Here is a 24,216-nt window from a genome sequence, read left to right as displayed (position 1 = left end):
CTCATCATTCGGATTGCTGCAAGATCAAAGGAAAGGCATTGGAGCCGTACATGCCCGCACATTGGGCGGCTGCGCCCGCTGCACCGGGGTCACACACAATTTTGGGCATATCGTAAGCGGCATTGTCCGTGCACTTTGCGGCGGAATTGGCATTCAAAATCAAACGGCCCTGCTCGGACGAAGCAGATACGGGGGCTTCACACTGAACGCCGTCGCCACGCTTGATCTGAACATTGCCTGCGCCGTCCTTCAACTGGTATTGCAGTTGTACGGGTTTGCCAGTCTGGCTGTCTTGCACACCCATGCGGGCCGCCCACTGACCATTCAGAAAGTCCATCTTGCCGGACTGCAGGGCATCCGGTGGAACCACCAAAGAACCGGGAGGGGGGGCCGCCGCTCCTAGCGCAGCCGGGCTGGTATCAGGCGTTGGGGGCGCAGCAGGATCGCTAGGCGGAGCCGCTGGGTCCTGGGGCAATTCTGGCGGTGTGGGGTTAGCGTCAGGATTGGTCGTGGGCTCGGCGGGTGGAGCAGACGGATTCACATCGGGAGCCGGTGCGGCATCTGGCGCACCAGGTGCTGCAGGCGCTTCCAGGCCGGGAGCGGCCGCCCCCGGTGCTTCAAGGCCCGGCGCTACGCCAGCACCCGGCGCGACAGGCACGGTGCCAGTTGGCACCACACCCGTACCATCGACACGCCCGGTAGGCAGCAGCGCGCCAGCATCCAGTTTGGGCAAGGACCAACCTAACCAGTTACGGACTTTTTCGGGCAAGTAACTGCCTACGCTGGAGGTCAAGGAGCCCAAGGGTGTATCTGGCACCACGGGAGTCGTGCACCAGCGCAGACCAAACAAGAGCAAGGCCAGCAGCAGCAATAAAGCCAGCAGGCGCCACCACCAACGAGACCACCAGCTAGCCGCAACGGGTGCAAGCACAGGAGCCACCACAGGCTCGACCGGCGGCACAACAGCAGGCGCGATAACAGGAGCCGCTTTGGGGGCTGGCATCAAGGGCAGCAGGGGGTCTTGGCCCTGATCGGCACCGTGGTGCAAAAAGCCCCAGAAGGTCAACACGGGCTTGCCGTTGACCAGATAAACAAAGTTGTCGTCCGGGAAATACAGAACGCGGCGCAGCAAGCTGGAAAACAAAGCCTTGTCGCCCAAGGCGTCCTGTTCTTCGGCATCCATGGCAGGCGCCATCTCGTTCAGGCGAGCCTGAAAAGCGCTTAATTGCTTAAGGCCTTCTTCACGTTCCTGCTCGGTGGCAGCAGTCCAGGGAACCACTTGACCCGAAACAGGGCTGTACCAATCCAGCGTGGAACCCGTTTCATTGCTTTGCGGAATCGCCAGATGGTCGGCAAAGTTGCCTGCCCGACGGCGCAAAGCTTCTCGCAACTGTAAAGCGGAGCGAAATACCGGTCGGCCGCCCTCACCTAAAGCCATAAAAGCATCGGCACGGCCACTGCGCAGTAAAACCCCTTGCTTCATTGAGTTCCCGAAGAAAAAAAAGAAACATAGTACATCAAATAGGAAGTCCCAAAGCCCCTGGAAAATGCCCATTCATAGGGTGTACACAATGAAAAACAGCGCCGCAAAGCTGAAAGATTCCTGAACGCCGTGAAATAACAAAAGTCGTTTTAGTCCTTGTGTACTAAATAGATAGAGAAAGGCCGGACTGCTTTTCGGATGAAAGAACTAAAAAATGTACGGACCTGTACATAAAACAAACCCGATATTATTCAAATACCCAAATCACTGATTTTTTGAATCAAACGTAATGCCACATCTCGCCACATCTCCCCGCTGAAAAGAGGCTATCCACACCAGTCTGCCGCCCTGTCCGCTGCCCAGCCCCTTCAGGCTGAACACGCAGCACCTGGCCCTATCCCCACAAAAACATCACCTTCATGGCATTCAGGTAGTTGTCATAGACCTTTCACTTTGACCCTCTAGGATGAGCGCTCCCCCCCACAACTCAGCCTTGGCGCTATTCATCACTATGAGCAAACACATTTCCGACAAGACTGTACGCAACCTCAGTCAGAACACCCCTTTTAGTGAAATCCTGGAAAAGAGCCTGTCTCGCCGCGCCATGATGCGTGGTGGTCTGGCAGCGGCTCTGGCCACCATGACCGGTTTGGGTCTGGCAGGCTGTGACAGCAGCAGCACAGGGGGTTCCTCCTCTGATAATGGCGGCGGTCAAAACCCAAATCCCAACCCCAATCCAGACCCGGAACTACCCGCAAGCGTCAAACTGGGTTTTGAATCCCTGCCCACCTCCATGACCGACGGCTGTGTGGTGCCTCCCGGCTACATCGCCCATGTGCTGGCACCGTGGGGCACGCCGATCAATGACAATGCCCTGCCCTGGGACAAGAACGGCAATAACAGCTCCAACGACCTGCTCAATTCCATGGGCATGCACCATGACGGCATGCACTTCTTCCCCCTGGAAGGCAGCTCTATCGAGGGCCTGCTGGCAGTCAACCACGAATACATTGATGAAAAAGCCCTGCACCCCAAGGGTCCGACCCTGCTTGCAGGCAAACGCCCTGCTGAAGAAGTACGCAAGGAAATCAACGCTCACGGCGTGGCCATCATCCACATTCGTCGCAGCAATGGCCGCTGGGACATCGTCCAGAACTCGCGCTACAACCGTCGCTTTACCTCTGCCACCGCCATGAAACTGGCTGGCCCTGTTGGTGGCACGGACTGGGTCAAGACCCCCTTCTCGCCCAACGGCACGCAAGTGCGCGGCACCAACAACAACTGCGGTAACGGCACGACTCCGTGGGGCACCTACATCACCGCTGAAGAGAATTGGGCAGCCTGCTTTGTGAACACCGGCAATCGCCCGGCACACCAGCAGCGCGTTGGCGTATCGGCTGGCCCCGTTGGCCGCTACCAATGGGAAACGGCTGCCAAAGATCCTTCTGAAGTCCTGGGCGAATTCGCCCGCTTTAACGTGACCGAAACCGGCGCCAGCGCAATGGAAGACTGGCGCAACGAAGTCAACGGCTTTGGATACCTGGTCGAGATCGACCCCTACGACCCCAGCAGCATTGCCACCAAGCGCACCTCCATGGGTCGCTTCGCTCACGAAGGCTGCGCCTACAGCAAACCGGAAGCTGGCAAACCCCTGGCTTTCTATAGTGGCGACGATTCGCGCTTTGAGTACGTGTACCGCTTCGTGTCCGAAGCCAACTGGGACCCGAAAGATGCCACACGTACAGACCGCCTGGCCGTCGGCGCCAAGTATCTGGACAAAGGCACGCTGTATGTCGCCCGCTTTAACGAAGACGGTTCGGGCGAATGGCTGGCTCTGACGGGCTCGACCAAAGGCAAGGATGGCGGCACCTTGTCTGACAAGTTCAAAACCCTGGAAGAAATCCTGATCAACACCCGTGGTGCAGCCGACTTTGTGGGTGCCACCCCAATGGATCGCCCGGAATGGACGGCCACCCACCCCAGCAACGGCGACATCTACCTGACGCTGACCAATAACACCAGCCGTAACGCGTCCACAGGCACCAACGCCGCCAACCCGCGCCTGAACAACGTCAACGGTCACATCATTCGCTGGCACGACGAAGCCAACTCCACCAAATTCAAGTGGGACATCTTTGTATTTGGTTCGGACTCGGGTGCCAACGCTGACACCAACCGCTCCGGCCTGACTGACCTGAACCAACTGGCCAGCCCGGACGGCCTGGGTTTCGACAGCCGTGGCATCTTGTGGATTCAAACGGACAACGGCATCGACGGCGGACGCAAGAACAACGTAGCCCGCGCAACCAACGACCAGATGCTGGCCGTTATCCCTGGCTCTCTGGCCGATAGCAGTGGTACAGGCCCGGCCATCAATGCCAACAACCAGGCGGATCTGCGCCGATTCTTTGTGGGGCCTAACGAAGCCGAAATTACCGGCTTTTCCATGACCCCGGACCACACCAGCCTGTTTCTGAATATCCAGCACCCCGTGAACTGGCCGGCTTACGACACCCATGACGCCACGGTTGTCAGCATGAACACGGTACGCCCGCGTTCTTCGACCGTCGTCATCCAACGTGCGGATGGCAAGCCTATTGCTGTGTAACAGCATGGGCGGTTTCGCTGTTTGAATCCGCCCTGGTCCGTTTTTTCTAAAGTTATTGCAAGGCGGGGCCGTCAATAGAGGGCCTCGCCTTTTTCTTTAAGCCGCATCAATCAAGGCTTCAAGACAAAATCGAGAAAATTTTCTCAACAGGCCCCTAAAGAGTTTTTTACCCCTTCCGTTAATGGTGCTGTACAGGAAGAACGCAGTGTGTCGAATGCGCGATCAGCCCCCCGGGGCCTAGCAGAACGCCAACGCTTTCCTGGGCAAAGGGCGAAACGTTTCGCCGCTCTACTCAACATCGGGAGTTACCATGTCTGTTATCAATACGAACTCGCTTTCCCTCGTTGCCCAAGGCAATCTGAGCAAATCGCAAAGCGCACTGGGTCAATCCATTGAGCGTCTGTCCTCCGGTCTGCGCATCAACAGCGCTAAAGACGACGCCGCCGGCCAAGCTATTGCCAACCGCTTCACATCGAACGTGAACGGCCTGAGCCAAGCTTCCCGCAACGCCAACGACGGTATCTCTATCGCTCAGACAACCGAAGGTTCGCTGAACGAAATCAACAACAACTTGCAACGCATCCGTACTCTGAGCGTGCAAGCTACCACCGGCACCAACTCCGAAACTGACTTGGATTCCATCCAGGCTGAAATCAACCAGCGTCTGGCTGAAATCAACCGTGTTTCCGAACAAACTCAGTTCAACGGTGTGAAAGTTCTGGCCAAAGACCAATCCCTGGCTATCCAAGTTGGCGCCAACGACGGCGAAACCATCTCGGTTAACCTGAAGAAGATTGACTCCGAAACGCTGAACCTGAAAGATCTGGACGTTTCCAAGCTGGCCAAGAAATTCGACGCTACCAAGCACGAAATGAAAGCTGCTTCGGGCACCACCAGCACGGCCGTTCCTGCTCAAATGGGTAACGCCAACACGCTGGTTACTGCCACTGGCGGTGGTAGCGTTCTGACTCAAACTACCGGTGCAACTTCCACCAACTACATCCTGCACGAAGGCAAGGTGTACGCTGCTGGTACCATCACCGCCAACGCAACCGCCAACACCATCTCCGTGGCTCGTGGCGCTGAAGTGACCGACAAAGAAACTCTGTCGCTGGTCGCTCCTCTGGCATCGATCGACGCCGCCATCCAAGACGTGGACAACCTGCGTTCCGACCTGGGTGCTGTGCAGAACCGTTTCGAGTCCACCATCGCCAACCTGAACAACACGGTTACTAACCTGTCCGCTTCGCGTTCGCGTATTGAAGACGCCGACTACGCAGTCGAAGTCTCCAACATGACTCGTGCTCAGATCCTGCAACAAGCTGGTACCTCGGTTCTGGCCCAGGCCAACCAAGTTCCACAAACGGTTCTGTCGCTGCTGCGTTAATTCAGCCGCTACATGCCGGGCCGACAGGTTTATCTTGTCGGCCAGTTGCACGAAAACCGGATATTGCCTGCAATATCCGGTTTTTTTTGGCGCAAAGGCCTGAAAAACCGGCTTATTTCACGCATTGACCACAAGGCCCGACCGGTATGCTAGCCAGATTTGAACGAGACTTCAGATCCCTATCACGCCATGTCCTCCTCTGCCCGCCCTGTGTCCCCCGATACGCGCTACCAAGATGCCCTCCAGCTTTTCAATGGCAGCCAGTTCCCTGCCGCCATTGCCACGCTGGAAGAACTGCTTGCCCACCATCCCGAGCATCAGGCCAGCCTGTCGCTCATCATCAAGGCGCTGATCAACGACAAACGCCCTCAAGAGGCACGCCGCTACCTGCCCCAACTCAAACTGAAAAAAGACTTGGCAGCACGCGATCTGGCAGTAGATGTGTATGTGGCTTGCCGGGACTATACGGCCGCCCAAGCGCTGCTTGAAGAAGAAATCAAACAAAAGCCCAGCGCCGTGGCCCTGTTCAAACTGGCCGAGCTGCATGCAAAACGCGGTGATCTGGACGGTTCGCGCAAGCTGCTGCGCCAGGCTCATCACCAGGACCCCAAGAACGATCTGATTCTGGGCAAGGTGATTACCGACGAGCACTTCAACCCGAATCTGGATCTGGCCGATATTCGCCAACTGCAACAGGATTGGCAAAAGCGCTTCGCCTACACCCTGCACGCGGCGGCAGACACGCGCCGCATCGCCAAACGTACGCTGCGTATCGGCTTGCTCTCTGATGGTTTCAGCAATCACCCCGTCACCCGCATGACCAGTGGCTCGCTGACCCGTTTATCCAAAAATGAATTCAAGCTGTACGCCTACAGCAGCACCGACAAGCCTGACGACGTCACCGAGCAGCTCCGTGCGCATTGCCACGCCTGGCGCGAAACCGCGGCCTTGGGCGATGATCAGCTCAATCAGCAAATTCGTCGTGACCGTATCGATATCCTAATCGACATGAGTGGCTATCACAAAGGCACTCGACTGCGCATGTTGTCCATGAAGCCAGCCCCGCTGATTGTGAAATGGGTAGGTGGCCTGAACAACTCCATGGGTCTGGACTATATCGACTACCTGATCTCGGACCGCTTTGAGAGCCCGCAAGGCACCGACTCGGATTACACAGAAAAGCTGATTCGCATGCCCAACGGCTACATCAGCTATATGCCGCCGTTCTACGTGCCAGAAGTCGGCCCCGCCCCCATCGAACAAAATGGTCACATTACCTTTGGCTGCTTTAATAACGCCAACAAGATTAATGAAGCGACCATTCAGGCTTGGGCGGCTATTTTGACGGCGGTGCCCAATGCACGCCTATTGCTGAAAGGCTCTTTGTACGAAGGCGAGGAGTTCAAGCAAAGAATCCAGGACGGTTTTAAAGCCCAAGGAGTTGATCCTGAGCGCCTGGACTTTGAGGGGCAATCCAATCACCGGGAACTGCTCAGAACCTATAACCGCGTTGATATCACTCTGGACCCCTGGCCCTTCTCGGGCGGGCTGACCACACTGGAATCCATGTTGATGGGTGCCCCGGTCATTACCTTGCCCGGCCCCACCTTTGCCAGCCGACACTCCACCAGCCACATCAGCAACGCCGGTTATCCGCAACTGGTTGCCCAGTCCTGGGAGCATTACGTCTCCCTGGCCTGCATGCTGGCTGAAGATCATGCTTTGCTGGCCTCCCTGCGCAGTGAGATGCGTCAGGTCTTTCTGAACTCTCCCGTCTGCAACCACGAGGCTTTTGCTCAATCCCTGCGTCAGGCTTTGCACGCCATCTGGCAACGGCATTGCGACGGGCTGGCACCCGCTGCCCTGAGCATTCAGCATGATCACCAGCTTCGCTTTGAGGATCAGGACAGCGCCCAACTTGCCGTGCCCTTGCAGGAAGCCTCTGGAACACAAGATTTCAGTTTCGAGCTGAAGCACCCTGTTGTCGTCATTGATCACGGCGCGAGACTGGTGCAGGACGCTAAATTCGAGCAACTTTACGCAACCGGTGCCCTGCATCTGATTTGCTTCGATCCCGCCGCCACCACGCAAGATTTGCTCCTGCCCCTGAACCGCAACCGACTGCAAATCGTTCAGCAAGCCGTGCTGGGACATGGCGGCGCAGTCAGTTTTCAGGCCCGTCTGGACAATCGGCAAAGCGGCACCCTAGCCCCCGTCATGGAGGCCAGCCAGGCACTGGCGCAGTTCGATCTACCCTCCATCCGCCTGGACGATCTGGAGCGAGACGCGGCCATCGACTGGCTGATGCTGGCGGACAACTACGACAATCACGCCCTGCTCACCAACGCCAGTCAGACCCTGAAAGACGTCCTGGCCGTTTCCATCAAGGTGCATTTTGCACCAGGTGACGCCCAGCAATTGGACTTGTCGCAGGCCCGTGATCTGCTCACACCGCATGGCCTGAAGTTCTACACACTCATGGCCTTTGACTGCGAGAGCGGCTACACCGACGCCCAGCTCAAAGACAGCCACAATGGCAGCCGCACCCATTCGGCTATTGCCGTATTCCTGCCGCGTAATACACAAGACCTGCCTGTCGAGCGTCTGGAAAAACTGGCGTTTATTCTTCACGCGTACTTTGGAGCCCCGGACTACGCACAGCGCTTGCTGACACAGCATCAGCACCCCAAAGCCGAGGAATATCTGAAGCAGGCCCGTTTGCGCAATCTGCCCAGCATGACCATCCCCAACATCCCGGCCATGACCGCCGCCGAGATCGAGTTTTTCGAGTCTTGCCTGGATCAGGCCCAGCACTACTACGAATTCGGTAGCGGCGGCTCCACCAAACTGGCCGCCAGCATGGGGCTGAATGTTCACGGAGTGGAAAGCGACCGCCGCTGGCTGGAGCAACTGCGCGCCGAAGTGGGTGATGCCTGCCAGGTGAATCATGTAGACATTGGTCCCACCAAAGAATGGGGTTACCCCGTGGACCTGCGCGCAGCGAATCAATTCCCCAACTACAGCCAATCCATCCACACCCAGGACCTGCCCTTTGACCTGATCCTGGTCGACGGCCGCTTCCGCGTGGCCAGCACACTGGAGAGCATCGACTACGTGCTCAAAAAAGGAGATCCCAGCTCGGCGCGGATCTTCATCCATGACTTCTGGAACCGCGACTACTACAAGCCAGTCCTGGAGTTCCTGGACGCAGAGAAAACCGTGGAGACGGCGGGCCTGTTCAAAATCAAGGCCAAGCTTAATCGGGAACGTTTGCAGAGTTTGAAAGCGACCTTCCAGCAAGACTATCGCTAAAACAAATTCGGCCTTTCCTACCGCTGAAGGGTGGGAAAGGCCAGATTTTCAAGCTAGCCGTATTCAGTAAGGCTTAAAAACACCAGACGATCGCAAACACACAAGAGCCAGGAAACGGCTCTTATATAGTTAGTCAGAAAAAGGGAAAAGGTCGGCTGCCCGCGAAAGGCAGGCTTACAAAAGCACCTGAAATTCCGCGCTATCAGAGATGGCATCCCACTGGTCTTTTGCCAAACTGGCTCGGATACGGGCCACGGCCTGGCTACGCAGTTGGGATACGCGCCCTTCGGTCACACCCAGCACCAGAGCAATTTCTTTCTGATTCAGGTCTTGCTCGAATTGCAGCGCGAACAGCAGTTTTTCACGCTCAGGCAACTGGTCGATGGCAGTGATGAGTGCCTGACGCAATCCCTGGGAGGTCAGCAGGTTCAGCGGGTTATCGAAGTAAGCCTGCTCACGCGTACTGTCTTCCAGGAATTCCAGCGCATCGGCTGAAGGATCGGCATGACGCTTCAAGTCTTCATAGTGAATGACTTGCACCCCAACCGCTTCGTCCAGCAGCTCGTAGTAATCGTCCATGCTCAAAGACAGGGCTTCGGCAATTTCCGGCTCGGTGGGTTCGCGCAGCAGTTCCTGACGCAAGGTGCTGACAGCCACTTCGATCTGGCGGGCTTTGGTACGCACGCTGCGTGGCAGCCAGTCCTGGCTACGCAACTCGTCCAGCATGGCGCCGCGGATTCGGGTAACCGCGTAGGTCTCGAACTGGGCCTCGGCCACGACCTGGTAACGGCGCACAGCATCGAGCAAGCCCATCATGCCAGCCTGCATCAGATCATCCAGCTCGACACTGGGTGGCAGGCGCGACACGAGCTGGAGCGCTTGGCGGCGCACCAATGGGGCGTACTGCTCAACCAGGACGTCTTCTGAACGAGGCATGGACGGGCACGAATCCGGACAATAAAGATTGAGCTATTTTGCCTGCCCGCCTGCCCTCACAGTCCCCAAATCAAACAGTCTTTCGCCATCTTATTCAGGCTTTAACCGGGCCCATGCCGGGCAAAAAGCAAAATCCTTCCTAAAGATACGCGCGAGGGTGCCGTAATTGGAACGTTACAGGTGCCGAGCCCCGAGCCATTGTGCAGGCCTGCCACCAAGCCCCTTCTGGAGTGATGTCATGATCAACTCAGTTTCATCTCAAACGACGGCCTTGGTGCCCCTGGCTTCCCCTGTGGAGCAAAACCCCGGCACCCCTACCCCGTCGGCGGCCACCACGGTGACCCCGATCAAGGAAAGCAGTACCGATACCCAGCTACAGCAACGCTGGCCCGACAAGCGTGAAGCCGTGCCCGGCATGGTCAACACGCTGGATGACACCCTGGACCAGATCAACAATTCCCTGCAGGCCTGGTCTACGGGGATTCGCTTCAATATGGACGACGAAGCCCAACGTCTGGTGGTCTCCATTGTGGACAACTCGACCGGCGAGGTGCTGCGCACCGTCCCTTCGGACGCCGTCATCCAGATTGCCAAAATGATCGTTCGGTTGCAGGGCAACGCCGTCAGTGTGAAGGTTTAAAAACCAAACTGGCCTCGAAACCTCCCATTGACATGGGCTTTGCGCGCGACACATTCGCGACAAAATAGGACACTAAAGGAGTATTTGATATGGCTATTTCTTCGATTGGCGTAGGCTCGGGCCTGAAGCTGGACGAGTTGCTGGAAGATCTGCGCAAGACGGAAAAGAAGAGCCTTGCCGTTATCCAGAACCGCCAGGTTGCCAATACCAACAAGATCTCGGCCTACGGTCAACTCAAGAGCAGTCTGGCTGAGCTGCAGTCGGCCTCCAAGGCGCTGAACTCGGAAGATTCGTTCGGCGCAGTCAAAGTGACGGCCAATAGCGAAAATATCAAAGTGACCGGCGACTCCAAAGCTTCAGCCGGTCAGTACGTGATCAAGGTTGATAATCTGGCCACCCGTCAGACGCTGACGGCCGCCGCCCACGAGTCGCGGGACAAGGCCATCGGCGAAGGCGGAAAAATCACCGTTCGCCTGGCCAATGGCAAAGAACACTCGGTCGACATGAAAGGACAGGACACGTCCTTGCAAGGGGTGATGAACGCCATTAATGCCGACCCCGACGTGGGCATGAAAGCCACCATTATCAATACCGGCGATCCAAACGAACCCTACCGCCTGCAACTGTCCGCAGGCGCGACAGGCGAAGCCGCCTCGATCAGCTCCATTAGTGTAAGCGGCAATGACGCGCTGGCTGACGTGCTCAATTTCGACTCCACTAACCCTGGTGCCAACGGCTTTACAGAAACCAAAGCCCTCAACGCCAAGCTGACGGTCAATGGTATTGAGATCACCAGCCAGAGCAATACGCTGAAAAACACCATTGAAGGCCTGGAAATCACGCTGAACAAAGCAGGTGACGACCCCATCAATGTGGAAGTGGCCAAAGACGATAGCGTGGCCGCCAAAGCGGTGAAAGACTATGTCGAGGCTTACAACAAGTTCAACAAGTCGATTCGCGCCCTGACGGCCTACAACGTCGACCTGAAGCAGGGCTCTGCCCTGACCGGCGACTCCATGGCCCGCGAAGCCCAGAACGCCATGCGGGACGCTACCCTGGGCCACGTTCCCAGCGAAGGCGAAATCCGCTCTCTGGTGGGTCTGGGGATTAACGTGGACCCGAAAACCGGCGATCTGCAACTGGACGAAAAAAAGCTGAACGAAGTCCTGAAGACCAATATGGCGGACGTCAAGAACATGTTCGTGGGCGAGCAAGGTGTAGCGGGCCGTGTACAAGCCGCAGCCGATGAGTTCATCAAGAAAGGCGGCCGTATTGATAACGCCCAGGAAGGCGCTGAAAAAGTCGGCAAAAAACTGCAAGATCAGTATGATGCCGCCGACCAGCGCATCGAAAACAAGATGGAAGCCTACCGCAAACAGTTCGTGCAGTTGGACGTGATGATCAACCGCATGAAAGGCACCAGTGATTACCTGAGCCAGCAACTGTCCATGCTGGGCAATATGAACAACAGTAAATAAACCCCTATGAGCTATCCTGCCCCTTCCCGTCGCTTTGGTCAGCAATCGGCCCGTGCCTACGCCCAAGTAGGTCTGGAAACCGAAGTCCTGAGCGCCAGCCCGGAACACCTGATTACCCTGCTGTTTAACGGTGCGCGCACAGCCATGCTGCAAGCCCGTTTGCACATGGAACAAGGCAATATTGCCGGGCGGGGGCAGTCCTTATCGAAAGCTATTGATATTGTCGATAGCGGCCTGAAAATGGCGGTCGATACCGAAAAGGGCGGAGAGCTGGCTCGTAATCTGGTCGCAACCTACGACTTGATCCTGCACAACCTGATGCTGGCCAACCTTCGCAATGACGCGGAAAAACTGACGCTGGCCGAGCGTTTGTTGACCGATATTGCCGATGCCTGGCGCAGCAATGTTGATACACAACGTGCCAAGCAGCCAGCTTGACTCCGGGGCTCGCGGGACAGGTTCTGTTCCTGACCTGCACCTCCAACCTCCTTTGCGCCTTTAGCGCCTGGTACGAACATGAGCGATACCTCTAACCCGATCGTCGATCAATATCAAATTATCGCCAGCATTACCCGTCACATGCTGGAGCTTGCCCAAACGGCACGCTGGGAGGATGTGTTTGAACAATCCGAACACTATCAACTCGCGGTGGAAAAGCTCAAGAATATGGAAGACCTGTCGGTGACTGAAAAACAGGCACGCCGTCAGTTGCTGACCCAAATTCTGGAAGATGATGCCCAGATCCGTCATCTGGCCACCCCCGAACTGGGCCGTCTGGGCGCACTGCTGGGCAATATGAAACGCCAGCAAACCGTATTGCAAGCGTATTACAGCCCTAGCGTTCATCCATGAGCATAGGCGGCCCCTCTCCGCTGGGGACGCTGCTTATTCAGCGGCTTGATGCCGTTCTGGGTATCAGCACAGGACAGCAAAGCAATATTGCCACGGGTGCCCGCCCGGACGCGATCAGCCAGACACCGGGCAGTCAGCGCCCTGAGCGCGCTGAAAACCAGACGGCTCGAGATCAACGCCAAAGCGTCGATCAAGCCCGCGCCCATACCCAGGGCCGCGATAGCCGAAATCTGCGTACACAAAGCGGTCAAACATCAACCGACCCTGCCCTGAATACCCGTGGTCCCAATACGGCCACCACCAGCTCGGCACCCACCACACTAGGGCGCACCGCCCAACTGATTCTGGCCCTGCTGGAACGCTTCCCTGATCGCGCTCCGGCTGTACAGGGTCGACAGGCTTTATTACCCGGCCGTCCCAACCTGCAAGCGGACGGCAATGAATCGACACGCCCCGGCGGTGATACGCAGGCGGGTGGACGTAGCGGCACGGCACAAAATGCCGCCAGCACCATTGCAAACCTGGCCCAGCAACGCCTGCCCTTGCCCGGCAGCACAACACCGACTGGAACAAGCGCAGGTTCTGCCAGTTCGGCGGCAGCAGGCAGTAACACTGGCACGGGTGCACCCACAGGAATGCCTGGCGCAGGAGCACCCGCAACCGGTGCGACGGCGCAGAGCGCGCTGCCCACAGGCAGCACCGCGGCGTTGGCCCAGCACTTCACCCAGGCACTGCCTCAGGCCTTGCAACACAGCGGGCTGTTTTACGAGTCCCATCTTAGTGATCTGCACTTTGGGCAACGCAGCGTCGGCGAATTGCAGCAAGAGCCGCAAAACCTGAACCGCCCCGTCGCTGAAACAACAACGAACGCAAGCCATAACACTCAAACCCAGGCCAGTACCCAGGACCCGGCCAACAGCATGCTGGTACGTCAGCAACTGGACACCCTGGCCCACCAGAACCTGCAATGGCAAGGTCAGGCCTGGCCCGACGCCGACATGAGCTGGAGCGTGCAGCGCCACGAAGCTCAATCGGAAGAAGAAATCGAGCACTGGTCCAGCACGCTGCAACTGGATCTGCCCACCCTGGGTCCGATCACACTGCGGCTCAACCTCTTGAATCAGCAATTGCTGGTACACATTCAGGCCGATCAGTCCGCACCGTATCTGGACGAGAACAGCCTGCCCCTGCGTGAGCGCCTGCAAGACCAGGGCCTGATCCTGAGCCAATTGCAGATTGAAGCCGACCCGACCCTGCCGCAGGACCCGTCCGATGAGTCTTGATTCCCCCACCCATCGCCCACAGGCTCTGGCTTTGCGCTACGACCCCAAGGATGGAGCCCCCCGTGTTGTGGCCAAAGGCTATGGCACGCTGGCTGAAAAAATTGTCGAGACCGCCCGCGAACACGGCCTGTACGTACACGAGTCCCCCGAGCTGGTGGGCCTGTTGATGCAGGTGGATCTGGACCGCCATATTCCCCCTCAGCTTTATCAAGCCGTGGCGGAATTACTGGCCTGGCTCTACGCACTGGAACAAGGCCATCCCCAGGCTACACAAGCCTTGCAGGCTTTGCACAACGCATCAAAACCCTGAGCCTCCTATTCATAAGGGCTGAAAAGCCCCTGTTTTTGGGCTTAGATACCCTGCTTAGCCTCGCGTTCTAAACGTTACATTAAGCACGGCAAGCTGCCCGCACCTGTGCGTGTGGCCCACCCTGACTTTCTGGCAAGCGAACATGTCGATTTCCAATCTTTCAAGCATTGAAAACCTTTTGGCCCAGATGCGTGCAGTTGCGCAGGCAGCCGGGGCATCCAGCTCTGTGTCCTCATCGGCCAGCAGCGCCGCTCCCGGTGGCTTTGCTGCCGAGCTGGCTCGCTCCCTGAACCGTGTTTCCCAGGCACAAAATGCCGCCAATGCCCAGGCCCAGGCCTTTGAAATGGGCGAGCCCGGGATCGCCTTGAATGACGTGATGATTGACCTGCAAAAAGCCAGCGTTGGCTTTCAGGCCACCGTCCAGGTACGCAACCGCTTAGTGGCCGCCTACCAAGAAATTGCCAGTATGCCGGTATAAGCGCCTGATCCATTCATGCCCACCGCCCTTTCCTTAATGCTGCCTGAGCACGTCCTGATTTGAACTCCCCTGATTCCATGCAGAACCCTGCCTCTGCCTCGCCCATGAGTCAGACAGCACAGTTGCTGAATAAACTTCCTGGCTACGACACGCTACGCGCCTTGCCCAAGGTAGCGTTGATCGGGCTGGGCGCCGCACTGATTGCTCTGATTGTCGCCCTCTTGCTGTGGAGCCGTGGCCCTACGTACCAGGTTCTGTTCTCCAATCTGGACGACCGCGATGGCGGCGCGATTGTCTCGGCCCTGGGCCAGATGAACGTGCCCTACCAATTCAACAGCAACGGCACCGCCATTCTGGTTCCCCAGGATCGGGTGCACGATGTGCGCATGCAAATGGCTTCACAAGGCCTGCCGCGCAGCGGCAATGCCGGTTTCGAGCTGCTGGATCAAAGCCGCTTTGGTGCCAGCCAATTTACCGAGCAAGTTACGTACCAACGCGCGCTGGAAGGCGAACTGGCCAACTCCATCAAGGCGGTCCACTCCGTCAAGGAAGCCCGTGTTCACCTGGCCATGCCGCGTGAAACTTTGTTTGTGCGTGATCGCCAATCCCCTACCGCTTCAGTCGTGCTGTCCTTGTATCCAGGCCGCGACTTAAGCGAAGGCCAGGTCTCGGCCATTAGCTGGCTGATCTCGTCCAGCGTGCCCAATCTGCATGCGGACAAGGTGTCCATCATTGACCAGAATGGCCGTTTGCTAACCGCACCCACTGGCGAGATGGGTGCTGACAATCAGCAACGCAATTTTGTAAACGACATTGAATACCGTGCCGTACAACGCATTCTGACCCTGCTGAACCCCTTGGTAGGTCCCGGCAATGTACGGGCACAAGTGACCGCCGAAGTGGATTTTTCGCGCCGCGAACAGACCTCGGAAGTCTACAAACCTAACCAGCAGCCCGGTCAGGCCGCGGTGCGGAGCCAGCAAAGCAGTTCGTCCCTGCAGCGCAACCCGCAGCAACCCCAGGGCGTCCCCGGCGCTTTGAGTAATCAGGCCCCGGCCAATGCCACGGCTAATCTGGTCAATCCGCCTGCCGCACCCAATCCGCCCCAGGCACCTGCCACTCCCGCCGGTGACCCAGCTACGAATACTGCGACACAAGCCGCCGACGCCGCCACAGCGGCAGCCAGCAATGACCCTTCGCTGGTTTCTCTGGCCGAGCAAGCCCGTTTGCTGCAAAACACCGGCAATGCGCGTAATGACTCCACCGTTAACTACGAAGTGGACCGCACCATCAGCCATGTGAAAGGCCCGATGGGACAGCTAAACCGCTTGTCCGTGGCCGTGGTGGTGAACTACCGCAATACCGACAAGGACAATCAGCCGCTGGACCAGGAAGAGCTGGACAAGATCAGCGATCTGGTCAAGCAAGCCGTCGGTTATTCGGCTGAACGAGGCGATAGCCTGAGCGTGGTGAACGGTCAGTTCAACGAGCAAGGCGATATTGATACCCCCTTCTGGAAAAATCCGGAGTACCGCGAGCTCGCCATGGAACTGGTCAAGTATCTAGTCTTTGCATTCATTCTGTTCATGGCATGGCGCATCGTCATCAACCCCATCATCCAGGGCCTGATTCAGGCCAAGGCGGTGGCCGATGCCCGCGTCGAGCGCCAGAAAGAAGAAACGGCACGTGAGCATGCTGCTGAACAGCGCGCCGCCGAAATGAGCCGCTACGAAGATAATCTGAACACGGCCCGCTCGATGGCTCACGATGACCCACGCGCAGTGGCTATGGTGCTGCGCTCCTGGTTGAACAAAGATGAAAAAAATGAAAACGGCTAAACCGGACGATTCCATCGAACGCAGTGCGATTTTGATGATGTCCTTGGGGGAAGATGCCGCCGCCGAGGTGTTTCGACACCTCTCGCCACGCGAAGTGCAGCAGCTCAGTACCGCGATGGCCGCCTTGAAACAACTGACCCGCGCGGATATGGACGAGGCTCTGGAGAGTTTTCGTCAGGAAGCCGACCAGTTCATGGCCGTGGCGCTGGACTCCAATGCTTACATCCGCTCCGTACTGAACAAGGCCCTGGGCTCGGACCGCGCCGCTGGTCTGATCGAAGACTTGCTGGAAAACAGCGAAGGCTCCAGCAGTGGTATTGATGCTCTGAACTGGCTGGATGCTTCCAGCGTGGCCGAGCTGATTGCCGACGAACACCCGCAAATTATTGCCACCATTCTGGTGCATCTGGAGCGTGACCGCGCTGCCGACATTCTGGGATTCATTCCGGATCGTTTGCGCGATGATGTGGTCCTGCGTATTGCTACGTTTGGTGGTGTGCAACCCACGGCCCTGAACGAGCTGACCGAAGTACTGAACGGCATGCTATCGGGCCAGGGCGCCAAACGCAGCAAGATGGGTGGCCCACGTACGGCAGCGGAAATGCTGAACTACATGAACGCCAGCCTGGAAGAGTCTGTGCTGACCAACCTGCGCGGCATGGACGCCGACCTGACCCAGCGCATCGTGGACGAGATGTTTGTATTCGAGAACCTGGCCGATGTGGAAGACCTGGCGATTCAGTTGCTGCTCAAGGAAATCGAGACCTCTGCACTGACGATTGCCCTGAAAGGCGCGCCCGAAGAATTGCGCGACAAGTTCTTCCGCAATATGTCCAACCGTGCCGCCGAAATGCTGCGCGAGGATATCGACGCCCAAGGCCCCATCCGCATGTCCAAGGTGGAGCAGGAACAGAAAGCCATTGTGCAAGTGGCACGTCGTCTGGCCGAAGCCGGCCAGATTACGCTGGGCGGTTTGAGCGGGGACGAGTATGTCTAAGACGGCCTTTGGGGGACAGCACTTGCCCATCCAGGCCGTTTGCACACGGTGCCCAGTGCCGGGTAACACTTGCCCACACGGGAGCTTGTAAATGTCTGGCCACCGTAAAGCCTCGGCTTACTCGGAGCTTCAGGAAAGCTGGAGCCGCTGGCAGATGCAGGGGCTGGATGATCCCGTCGTCCCTAGCGAGCCAGATGAGCCTGAATTCGTTCCTCCTACGGACGAAGAGCTGCAACGCGAGCTGGACAATCAGCGTACCCAGGCCCAGGAAGAAGGCCACAGCCAGGGCTATCAGGCTGGTTTCAACCAGGGCCACGCCTCGGGTCTGGCCGCAGGCCAGGAAAGCGGACATGCCCAAGGCTATGAAGCCGGAATGGCTGCTGGCATGGCCAAGGCGCAAGAACAGATCGACCAATACATCAAAGAATTTGTGGCACTGAACCAGAACTGCGCCCAGTCCATCGAAATGATGGACCAGGAAATGGGCCAGTCCCTGATTCAGCTTGCCACCCGCGTTGCCGAGCATGTATTGCAAAGCACCATCAAAACGGAGCCCGGCCGCATTCGCGATCTGGTGGCCGAGGTACTGCGCAGCGATCCGGGCGATAGCAGCGCCCTGGAGCTGACCTTGCATCCCGATGACATCAGCCTGGTGCGTGAGTTTCTGATCGAGCAAGGCGAACCCCGCGCCTGGCGTTTGCAAGAAGACGCCCAGCTACAGCGCGGCGAATGTCGCGTGCGCTCCAGCTATGGCGATATTGATGCCACCTTTGCAACCCGCTGGAAACGTGCACTGGCCAGTCTGGGCTTGCCGGTCCCCTCGGAGCCATAAATGGCGACGCCCCTTCTGGCCTCCTCCCCCGAACGCTGGCGCGCCCAAATGCTATCCGCGCAACAACGGGTGCAGGCCATTGAGCCCACTTTGCGTAGTGGCCGCGTGGTGCGTGCCACCGGTCTGGTGTTGGAAGCAACCGGTTTGAAACTGGCGGTAGGGGCCGCCTGCAAAGTCGAATTATCCGCCGCACAAAACATCTGGGCTGAAGCCGAAGTCGTGGGCTTTGAAGGCAAATCCCTGTACCTGATGCCCTTGAGTGAAATTTCCGGCCTGCCCCCTGGCGCACGCGTAGTTCCCGTCGAGGCGCAATTGCAGCCTCCGGTTCCCCTGCCGGATTCGGATCAGCCCGACAGCCTGCCCGCCCAGGCCCGTTCCCGCCATGTTCCTGTTGGCCCCGGTCTGTTGGGCCGTGTGGTAGATGGTAGTGGCAACCCTTTAGACGGGCTGGGCCCTATCGACGCCCACTCCTGCGTCTCGCTTAGCCACACCACCCCCAACCCGCTTAAACGCAGCCCCATCAATACGGTGCTGGACGTAGGCGTACGCGCTATCAACGGCCTGCTGACAGTGGGTCGCGGCCAGCGCATGGGCTTGTTTGCCGGTTCCGGGGTGGGTAAGAGTGTGCTGCTTGGCATGATGGCCCGCTACACCCAGGCCGACATTATTGTTGTGGGTCTGATCGGCGAGCGGGGCCGGGAAGTCAAAGAATTTATTGAGCACAATCTGGGCGAAGAAGGCCTGAAGCGCTCGGTAGTGGTCGCTGCTCCAGCCGACGTCTCGCCCCTGCTGCGCTTGCAAGGCGCAGTCTACGCCACGCGTCTGGCCGAGTTCTTCCGTGACGAAGGCCAGAATGTACTGTTGATCATGGATTCGCTGACCCGCTATGCCATGGCTCAGCGCGAAATTGCCCTGGCCATTGGCGAACCGCCTGCCACCAAAGGCTATCCGCCTTCCGTCTTTGCCAAGCTGCCCGCGCTGGTAGAACGCGCAGGCAATGGCGAGCCCAATGCACAAGGGCGTTGCGGCTCCATCACGGCCTTTTACACCGTGCTGACTGAAGGTGACGACCAGCAAGACCCGATTGCCGACTCGGCCCGCGCCATTCTGGACGGCCACATTGTGCTGTCCCGCAGTCTGGCGGAAACCGGCCACTACCCCGCCATTGATATCGAGGCCTCCATCTCGCGGGTCATGCCCAGCATCGTGGACCCCGAGCAAATCAAGCTGGTGCACCGCTTCAAGGGCCTGCTCTCCAGCTATCAACGCAACCGCGACCTGATTGCCGTGGGGGCTTATACCCGTGGCAATGATCCCGCCATTGACCTGGCCATTGATCGCTACCCCTGGCTGGAAGCCTATCTGCGACAAGGCATGCAGCAACGTGTGGACGTGCCACGCGCCTTCGATGAATTGAACGCCGTTCTTAATAGCGAGCAATAGCCATGAAAGCCAACGCCTCTTTACATACGCTGGTCGACCTTAGCCAGAATCAGGTAGACGACGCGGCCCGTGAGCTGCAAGAGCTGCGCACCCAACGTGATGCGGCCCAGTCGCAGTTGGAAATGCTGCAGACCTATCGCCAGGACTACGCCCAGCGCCTGCTGGATGTAGGCCAAACCGGGGTAACCATGGCGAACTACCACAATTTCCGCCGCTTTATCGTGACATTGGACCAGGCCATTTCCCAGCAAAATACGGTTATCCAATCGCTGGAAGAGCAAATGGAACAGGGACGCCAGGTCTGGTATGGCCATCAGCAACGTCTGAAGGCTTACGAAACCTTGATAGACCGCCGTCTCCAAACCCAACAAGTCCAACAGCAAAGAAGGGAACAACGCAGCAGCGATGAAATTGCTGCGCGTCTCTTTACCCGTAGCCAGACCGCCTATTAAACAAGCGCCGCCATGACTTCGCCCATTCTTTCGGTTTTACCAGCGGCCCCCGCCGCCCCTTCGGCCCCTGTCACTCAGACAGCCGGGCCTGCGGCTGCGCCAGCGTCCAAAGACGAAGGCTTTGCCCAGCACTTGCAGACGCAACAGCAACAGGTGCAGAACAAAGGGGCCAGCAAGACAGCGACGGCCAAGCCAGACAGCAGCAAAGCTCAGGCCCCCACAGACAGCCCCAAGCAGGCAGAGTCCGTGGCCGAGCTGGCTGAACAGGCTGGTCTGGACGCCTTGCCTCAACACCCTGCCCTGTTGATCGCTGCTGAAACCGATCTGGACGAAACCCTGGATGCCCAGGCAGAGAGCGGCTTGCCCGCCATGGCCTTGTCGATTCTGTCGCAAGTGCAAGCCATCAAAAACAGCAAGACCGATCCTAAAGCCATCCGCGACGATAGCAAGCTTCCACTTACCAAGGGCGCCGCAGCGCAGACCTTGAGCTCGGAATTGGTCAGCGCCCGTCTCCAGCCACAGACTGGGCCCTTGAAGGCTGTTGAAGCTGACACGGATATTGATCTGAAAGCTGAACTGGCCCTGCCCAAAACCATTGTTGATGCCAGTAACCCACTGGTCTCGACGCCAAGCCGCAAGCCCATCGCAAATGCAACGCAGGCCATGAATAATGTGATGGCCCAAGCCGCTGCCACTCAGGCGAGCAGCTCCCAGCCCCGTCTGGCTGATGAAGCCGCCGCGTCGCTGGCCGCTTTTGGCCGACAGATGGCTGAAGATGCCCGCGCTGGCGTGAACTTGAGTCTGCCTGCTCTGGATGCCTCTTTGATGGCCCAGCTCACTGCAAGCCCAGGTGCCCCGGCTCCGCTGCCCAGTCCAGCCCTCCTGCCCGTCGGCCCGATGACGCTGACCGTTGCCACCCCCGTGCAATCGCCAGACTGGGGAGCCGCCATGGGTCGCCAGATGATTACCCTGGCCCAACAAGCCCAAGGGGGTATTCAAAGTGCCGATATCCGTCTGGACCCACCCGAGTTAGGCCCCTTGCGCATTACCTTGCAGATGCAGGATGGCATGGCCCACGCCATGATTACCTCGCCGCATGCTCAGGTTCGCCAGGCATTGGAACAATCCTTGCAGCAACTGCAACAGCAGTTTGCTGAAAACGGCTTGACCCTGGGGCAGGCCGATGTGGGCGACCAGAACGCGTCGCATCAGGCCTTCCACGATCAACTGGCCGCCAAAGGCAATCAGGGTGATCAACCCGCCTTCAGCCTGAACGGTCTGGCCGCTGCCGAGGACAACAGCCCCCTGGTGAACAGCAGCGTGACCCGCTCGCTGGCCCCCAACGCGCTTGTTGATACCTTCGCCTGATTCACAGTCCCACAGACAGCCCGGCAAAAAGCATGATTAAGCTCGAAAAGCAGCGTCTATTCGCCGGGCCTGTCCTCTCTGACCTCCGGCACAATAGCTCAGGCATGCAGTCAGGCTCAGGCCAGACATGCGTTTGTCTGTTTGTCATACGCTAGAAAATACATCGCTCACATCACATGGCCCGAAAAGCACCCACCAAACTTGCACGCCTGATGAAAACCGGTCTGCTGGTTCTGTTTATTATCGCCGCTAGCGTGGGCGCAACGCTGTACTACTCCTTGCAACAAAGCAGCCCGCCTGCCTGGTTGGCCTGGGCCGAAAAAGGCCAGTCTGTAGAAGCAGCTCAAGCCCCTGACGAGCCTCCCGTGGTCAAGGTCAGCGCCAAGCCCATTTTTGCGCCGCTCGATCCCTTTACCGTCACCCTGAACGAGAACGGTCGCTCGCGAATTTTGTACGTAGGCATCACCTTGCGCGTTCAGGATGATGGCTCGCGTGCCATGTTGCTGGAATACATGCCGATGGTGCGGGATCGTGTACTCAAGATCCTGGCTGAACAGCGCCCCACCTACATCCAGACTTCCGAAGGGCGTCAAGCCTTGGTTGCACAGCTTAGCGCTGGCCTGAAAGAGCCCTACGCGCCTAACCCCGCTGTACCGTACATCAATGATGTCCTGTTCACCGCCTTTGTCATCCAATAAATGTCGTATCAGAGCTTCCTATCCCAAGACGAAGTCGATGCACTGCTGGCCGGTGTTACCGGCGAAGGCGCTGACACCAAGCCCTTGAACGAGAACCTGTCGGGTGTACGGGCCTATGACCTGACCTCGCCAGACCGGGTGGTGCGTCACCGCATGCAGACCCTGGAGCTGATCAACGAGCGCTTTGCCCGTCGCTTGCGCTCGACCATGCTCAGCTTCATGCGTCGCAACGCGGACATTACCGTCGGCTCCATCCGCATTCAGAAATACTCGGATTTCGAGCGCAACCTGCCGGTGCCCAGCAACCTGAACATGGTTGCCTTGAAGCCCTTGCGTGGCGTGTCGCTGTTTACCTTCGACCCGAACCTGGTGTTTCTGATCATCGACAGCCTGTTTGGTGGTCATGGCCGCTACAACACCCGTGTTGAAGGCCGCGATTTCACCACCACCGAACAACGCATCATCCAGCGTCTGCTGACGCTGACCCTGGAGAGCTACTGCGGTGCCTGGGAGTCCATTTACCCGCTGGAAGCGGAGTACATGCGCTCGGAGATGCACACCAAGTTTGCCAGCATCAGCAGCAGCAACGACATTGTGGTGGTCACGTCCTTCAATATTGAATTTGGTGCTCAGGGCGGCAATCTGAATATTTGCCTGCCCTACTCCATGATCGAGCCGCTGCGCGATCTGCTGACCCGCCCCTTGCAGGACAAAGGCACCAACGCCATTGACCAGCGCTGGACGCAGCAACTGTCACGACAAGTGCGCAGCGCCGAGGTCGAACTGATTGCCAATTTCGTCAATATCGACATGACTATTGCCGAGCTGACCCAGCTCAAGGCCAATGATGTCTTGCCGATTGAAATCCCCACCCTTATCGAAGCCCACGTGGATGGTGTGCCGGTTCTGGAATGCCACTACGGCACCTCCGGTGGCCGCTACTCCCTGCGGGTAGAAAACATCTTGGCCACCAACGACAGCGATTTGACTAAAGGTAAGTCCCTATGAGCGACCCTCACAACCCTAACGACCGGTCTGCACCCGAGGACGACTGGGCAGCCGCGATGGCTGAGCAACAGGCCGGCAGCCAAAGCAGCACCCAAGCCCAAGGACTGGAACAGCCCCTGGAGGATGACTGGGCCTCGGCTCTGGCCGAGCAAAGCGCAGCGACACCTGTGCACGAACCCAGCCCGGCCAGCAATCTGTTCCCTCCCATGGAGCACGCCCAGGCCAACGCCACCACGGATATCGACATGATTATGGACATCCCCGTCCAACTGTCGGTAGAACTGGGCCGTACCCGCCTGACCATCAAGAACATTCTGCAACTGGGCCAGGGCTCAGTCGTGGAACTGGACGGCCTGGCTGGTGAACCACTGGATATTTACGTGAACGGCTACCTGATTGCCCAAGGCGAAGTGGTTGTTGTAGACGATAAATACGGTATCCGCGTGACCGACATCGTGACGCCATCGGATCGCATCCAGCGTCTGAACGGCCGCCGCTAATCTATGGAACAAGCCCAGCTCGTCAGAATCATGCTTAGCCTGCTGCTGGTCGTAGGCTTGATTCTGGCAGCAGCCTGGGTCGCCCGCCGAGGCGGGCTGCTGAAAAGCAAAAACCAGCAACGCATCAAGATTCTGGACAATCAACGCCTGGGGCCACGCAGCAGCGTGGCCTTGATCCAGATTGATGATCGCGAAATTCTGATTGGCATTACCCCTCAGCAAATCAGCCTGCTGCATACCAGGACACCTGCAGAGCCCGAGCCAGACTTCCAGGCTCATCTGGACCAGCACCGCGCGCCGCGCTGAACGCATC

General features: G+C 58.1%; 22 protein-coding genes. 20 read left to right on the top strand and 2 right to left on the bottom strand.

From position 1 onward, the window contains the following. Positions 1 to 4 precede the first annotated feature (4 nt). Positions 5 to 1,483 (bottom strand): SrfA family protein, encoded by a 1,479-nt coding sequence (locus OSH09_RS00510; protein ID WP_266119786.1) that lies wholly within the window; start codon positions 1,481 to 1,483, stop codon positions 5 to 7. A 511-nt stretch (positions 1,484 to 1,994) separates the two neighbouring features. Between OSH09_RS00510 and OSH09_RS00505 the strand changes: the two genes are divergently transcribed. The 3 genes from OSH09_RS00505 to OSH09_RS00495 all read left to right on the top strand — a co-directional run bounded on the left by OSH09_RS00505 (position 1,995) and on the right by OSH09_RS00495 (position 8,790). Continuing rightward, positions 1,995 to 4,091 (top strand): PhoX family protein, encoded by a 2,097-nt coding sequence (locus tag OSH09_RS00505; protein ID WP_266119785.1) that lies wholly within the window; start codon positions 1,995 to 1,997, stop codon positions 4,089 to 4,091. A gap of 310 nt (positions 4,092 to 4,401) precedes the next feature. Next, complete coding sequence (locus tag OSH09_RS00500) at positions 4,402 to 5,478, top strand: FliC/FljB family flagellin (protein ID WP_266119784.1); 1,077 nt, start codon at positions 4,402 to 4,404, stop codon at positions 5,476 to 5,478. A gap of 159 nt (positions 5,479 to 5,637) precedes the next feature. Then, positions 5,638 to 8,790: an O-linked N-acetylglucosamine transferase, SPINDLY family protein gene (locus OSH09_RS00495; RefSeq protein ID WP_266119783.1), complete on the top strand. Its 3,153-nt coding sequence runs from the start codon at positions 5,638 to 5,640 to the stop codon at positions 8,788 to 8,790. A 174-nt stretch (positions 8,791 to 8,964) separates the two neighbouring features. Here the strand turns inward: OSH09_RS00495 and OSH09_RS00490 are convergent, their stop codons facing one another. Next, positions 8,965 to 9,726 (bottom strand): RNA polymerase sigma factor FliA, encoded by a 762-nt coding sequence (locus OSH09_RS00490; RefSeq protein WP_222668568.1) that lies wholly within the window; start codon positions 9,724 to 9,726, stop codon positions 8,965 to 8,967. A 238-nt stretch (positions 9,727 to 9,964) separates the two neighbouring features. On the opposite strand from OSH09_RS00490, the gene OSH09_RS00485 reads away from it, so the two are divergent. The 17 genes from OSH09_RS00485 to fliO all read left to right on the top strand — a co-directional run bounded on the left by OSH09_RS00485 (position 9,965) and on the right by fliO (position 24,209). Beyond that, a complete protein-coding gene (locus OSH09_RS00485) occupies positions 9,965 to 10,366 on the top strand; it encodes a flagellar protein FlaG (protein ID WP_266119782.1) in 402 nt (133 codons plus the stop codon). A gap of 89 nt (positions 10,367 to 10,455) precedes the next feature. Then, positions 10,456 to 11,844: a flagellar filament capping protein FliD gene (gene fliD, locus OSH09_RS00480; protein WP_266119781.1), complete on the top strand. Its 1,389-nt coding sequence runs from the start codon at positions 10,456 to 10,458 to the stop codon at positions 11,842 to 11,844. Positions 11,845 to 11,850: 6 nt separating this feature from the next. Continuing rightward, positions 11,851 to 12,282, top strand: coding sequence for a flagellar export chaperone FliS (gene fliS / locus OSH09_RS00475; protein ID WP_207873791.1), 432 nt, complete (start codon positions 11,851 to 11,853; stop codon positions 12,280 to 12,282). A gap of 78 nt (positions 12,283 to 12,360) precedes the next feature. Next, a complete protein-coding gene (locus OSH09_RS00470) occupies positions 12,361 to 12,696 on the top strand; it encodes a flagellar protein FliT (protein WP_021446816.1) in 336 nt (111 codons plus the stop codon). Next, a complete protein-coding gene (locus tag OSH09_RS00465) occupies positions 12,693 to 13,979 on the top strand; it encodes a flagellar hook-length control protein FliK (protein WP_266119780.1) in 1,287 nt (428 codons plus the stop codon). Before OSH09_RS00470 ends, OSH09_RS00465 begins: the two co-directional genes overlap by 4 nt. Then, a complete protein-coding gene (locus tag OSH09_RS00460) occupies positions 13,969 to 14,289 on the top strand; it encodes an EscU/YscU/HrcU family type III secretion system export apparatus switch protein (protein WP_266119779.1) in 321 nt (106 codons plus the stop codon). Before OSH09_RS00465 ends, OSH09_RS00460 begins: the two co-directional genes overlap by 11 nt. A gap of 142 nt (positions 14,290 to 14,431) precedes the next feature. Then, positions 14,432 to 14,767, top strand: a complete 336-nt coding sequence (gene fliE / locus OSH09_RS00455) for a flagellar hook-basal body complex protein FliE (protein WP_207873788.1) — start codon at positions 14,432 to 14,434, stop codon at positions 14,765 to 14,767. A 104-nt stretch (positions 14,768 to 14,871) separates the two neighbouring features. After that, positions 14,872 to 16,605, top strand: a complete 1,734-nt coding sequence (gene fliF, locus OSH09_RS00450; protein WP_266120523.1) for a flagellar basal-body MS-ring/collar protein FliF — start codon at positions 14,872 to 14,874, stop codon at positions 16,603 to 16,605. Further along, positions 16,592 to 17,602: a flagellar motor switch protein FliG gene (gene fliG, locus OSH09_RS00445; RefSeq protein WP_266120522.1), complete on the top strand. Its 1,011-nt coding sequence runs from the start codon at positions 16,592 to 16,594 to the stop codon at positions 17,600 to 17,602. The genes fliF and fliG overlap by 14 nt, the downstream gene beginning before the upstream one ends. A gap of 91 nt (positions 17,603 to 17,693) precedes the next feature. Then, the gene (gene fliH / locus OSH09_RS00440) at positions 17,694 to 18,434 is read left to right on the top strand and encodes a flagellar assembly protein FliH (RefSeq protein ID WP_266119778.1); all 741 of its coding nucleotides are present in this window, start codon (positions 17,694 to 17,696) and stop codon (positions 18,432 to 18,434) included. Further along, entirely contained in the window at positions 18,435 to 19,877 is a 1,443-nt protein-coding gene (fliI, locus tag OSH09_RS00435; protein WP_376912132.1) for a flagellar protein export ATPase FliI, read from the top strand. It begins immediately after the preceding gene. A 2-nt stretch (positions 19,878 to 19,879) separates the two neighbouring features. Continuing rightward, the gene (fliJ, locus tag OSH09_RS00430; protein WP_207873786.1) at positions 19,880 to 20,329 is read left to right on the top strand and encodes a flagellar export protein FliJ; all 450 of its coding nucleotides are present in this window, start codon (positions 19,880 to 19,882) and stop codon (positions 20,327 to 20,329) included. A 12-nt stretch (positions 20,330 to 20,341) separates the two neighbouring features. Then, positions 20,342 to 21,697 (top strand): flagellar hook-length control protein FliK, encoded by a 1,356-nt coding sequence (locus OSH09_RS00425; protein WP_266119777.1) that lies wholly within the window; start codon positions 20,342 to 20,344, stop codon positions 21,695 to 21,697. 176 nt (positions 21,698 to 21,873) lie between these two features. After that, positions 21,874 to 22,395: a flagellar basal body-associated FliL family protein gene (locus tag OSH09_RS00420; protein WP_207873784.1), complete on the top strand. Its 522-nt coding sequence runs from the start codon at positions 21,874 to 21,876 to the stop codon at positions 22,393 to 22,395. Continuing rightward, positions 22,396 to 23,403, top strand: a complete 1,008-nt coding sequence (fliM, locus tag OSH09_RS00415; protein ID WP_207873783.1) for a flagellar motor switch protein FliM — start codon at positions 22,396 to 22,398, stop codon at positions 23,401 to 23,403. It begins immediately after the preceding gene. Further along, positions 23,400 to 23,903, top strand: coding sequence for a flagellar motor switch protein FliN (fliN, locus tag OSH09_RS00410; protein ID WP_153229565.1), 504 nt, complete (start codon positions 23,400 to 23,402; stop codon positions 23,901 to 23,903). The genes fliM and fliN overlap by 4 nt, the downstream gene beginning before the upstream one ends. A gap of 30 nt (positions 23,904 to 23,933) precedes the next feature. After that, positions 23,934 to 24,209 (top strand): flagellar biosynthetic protein FliO, encoded by a 276-nt coding sequence (gene fliO / locus OSH09_RS00405; protein WP_222668578.1) that lies wholly within the window; start codon positions 23,934 to 23,936, stop codon positions 24,207 to 24,209. The last annotated feature ends 7 nt before the right edge of the window (positions 24,210 to 24,216 follow it).

The organism is Alcaligenes parafaecalis, from assembly GCF_026344135.1.
GTDB lineage: Bacteria > Pseudomonadota > Gammaproteobacteria > Burkholderiales > Burkholderiaceae_B > Alcaligenes > Alcaligenes parafaecalis.
This window is presented reverse-complemented; position numbering and strand designations above follow the sequence as displayed.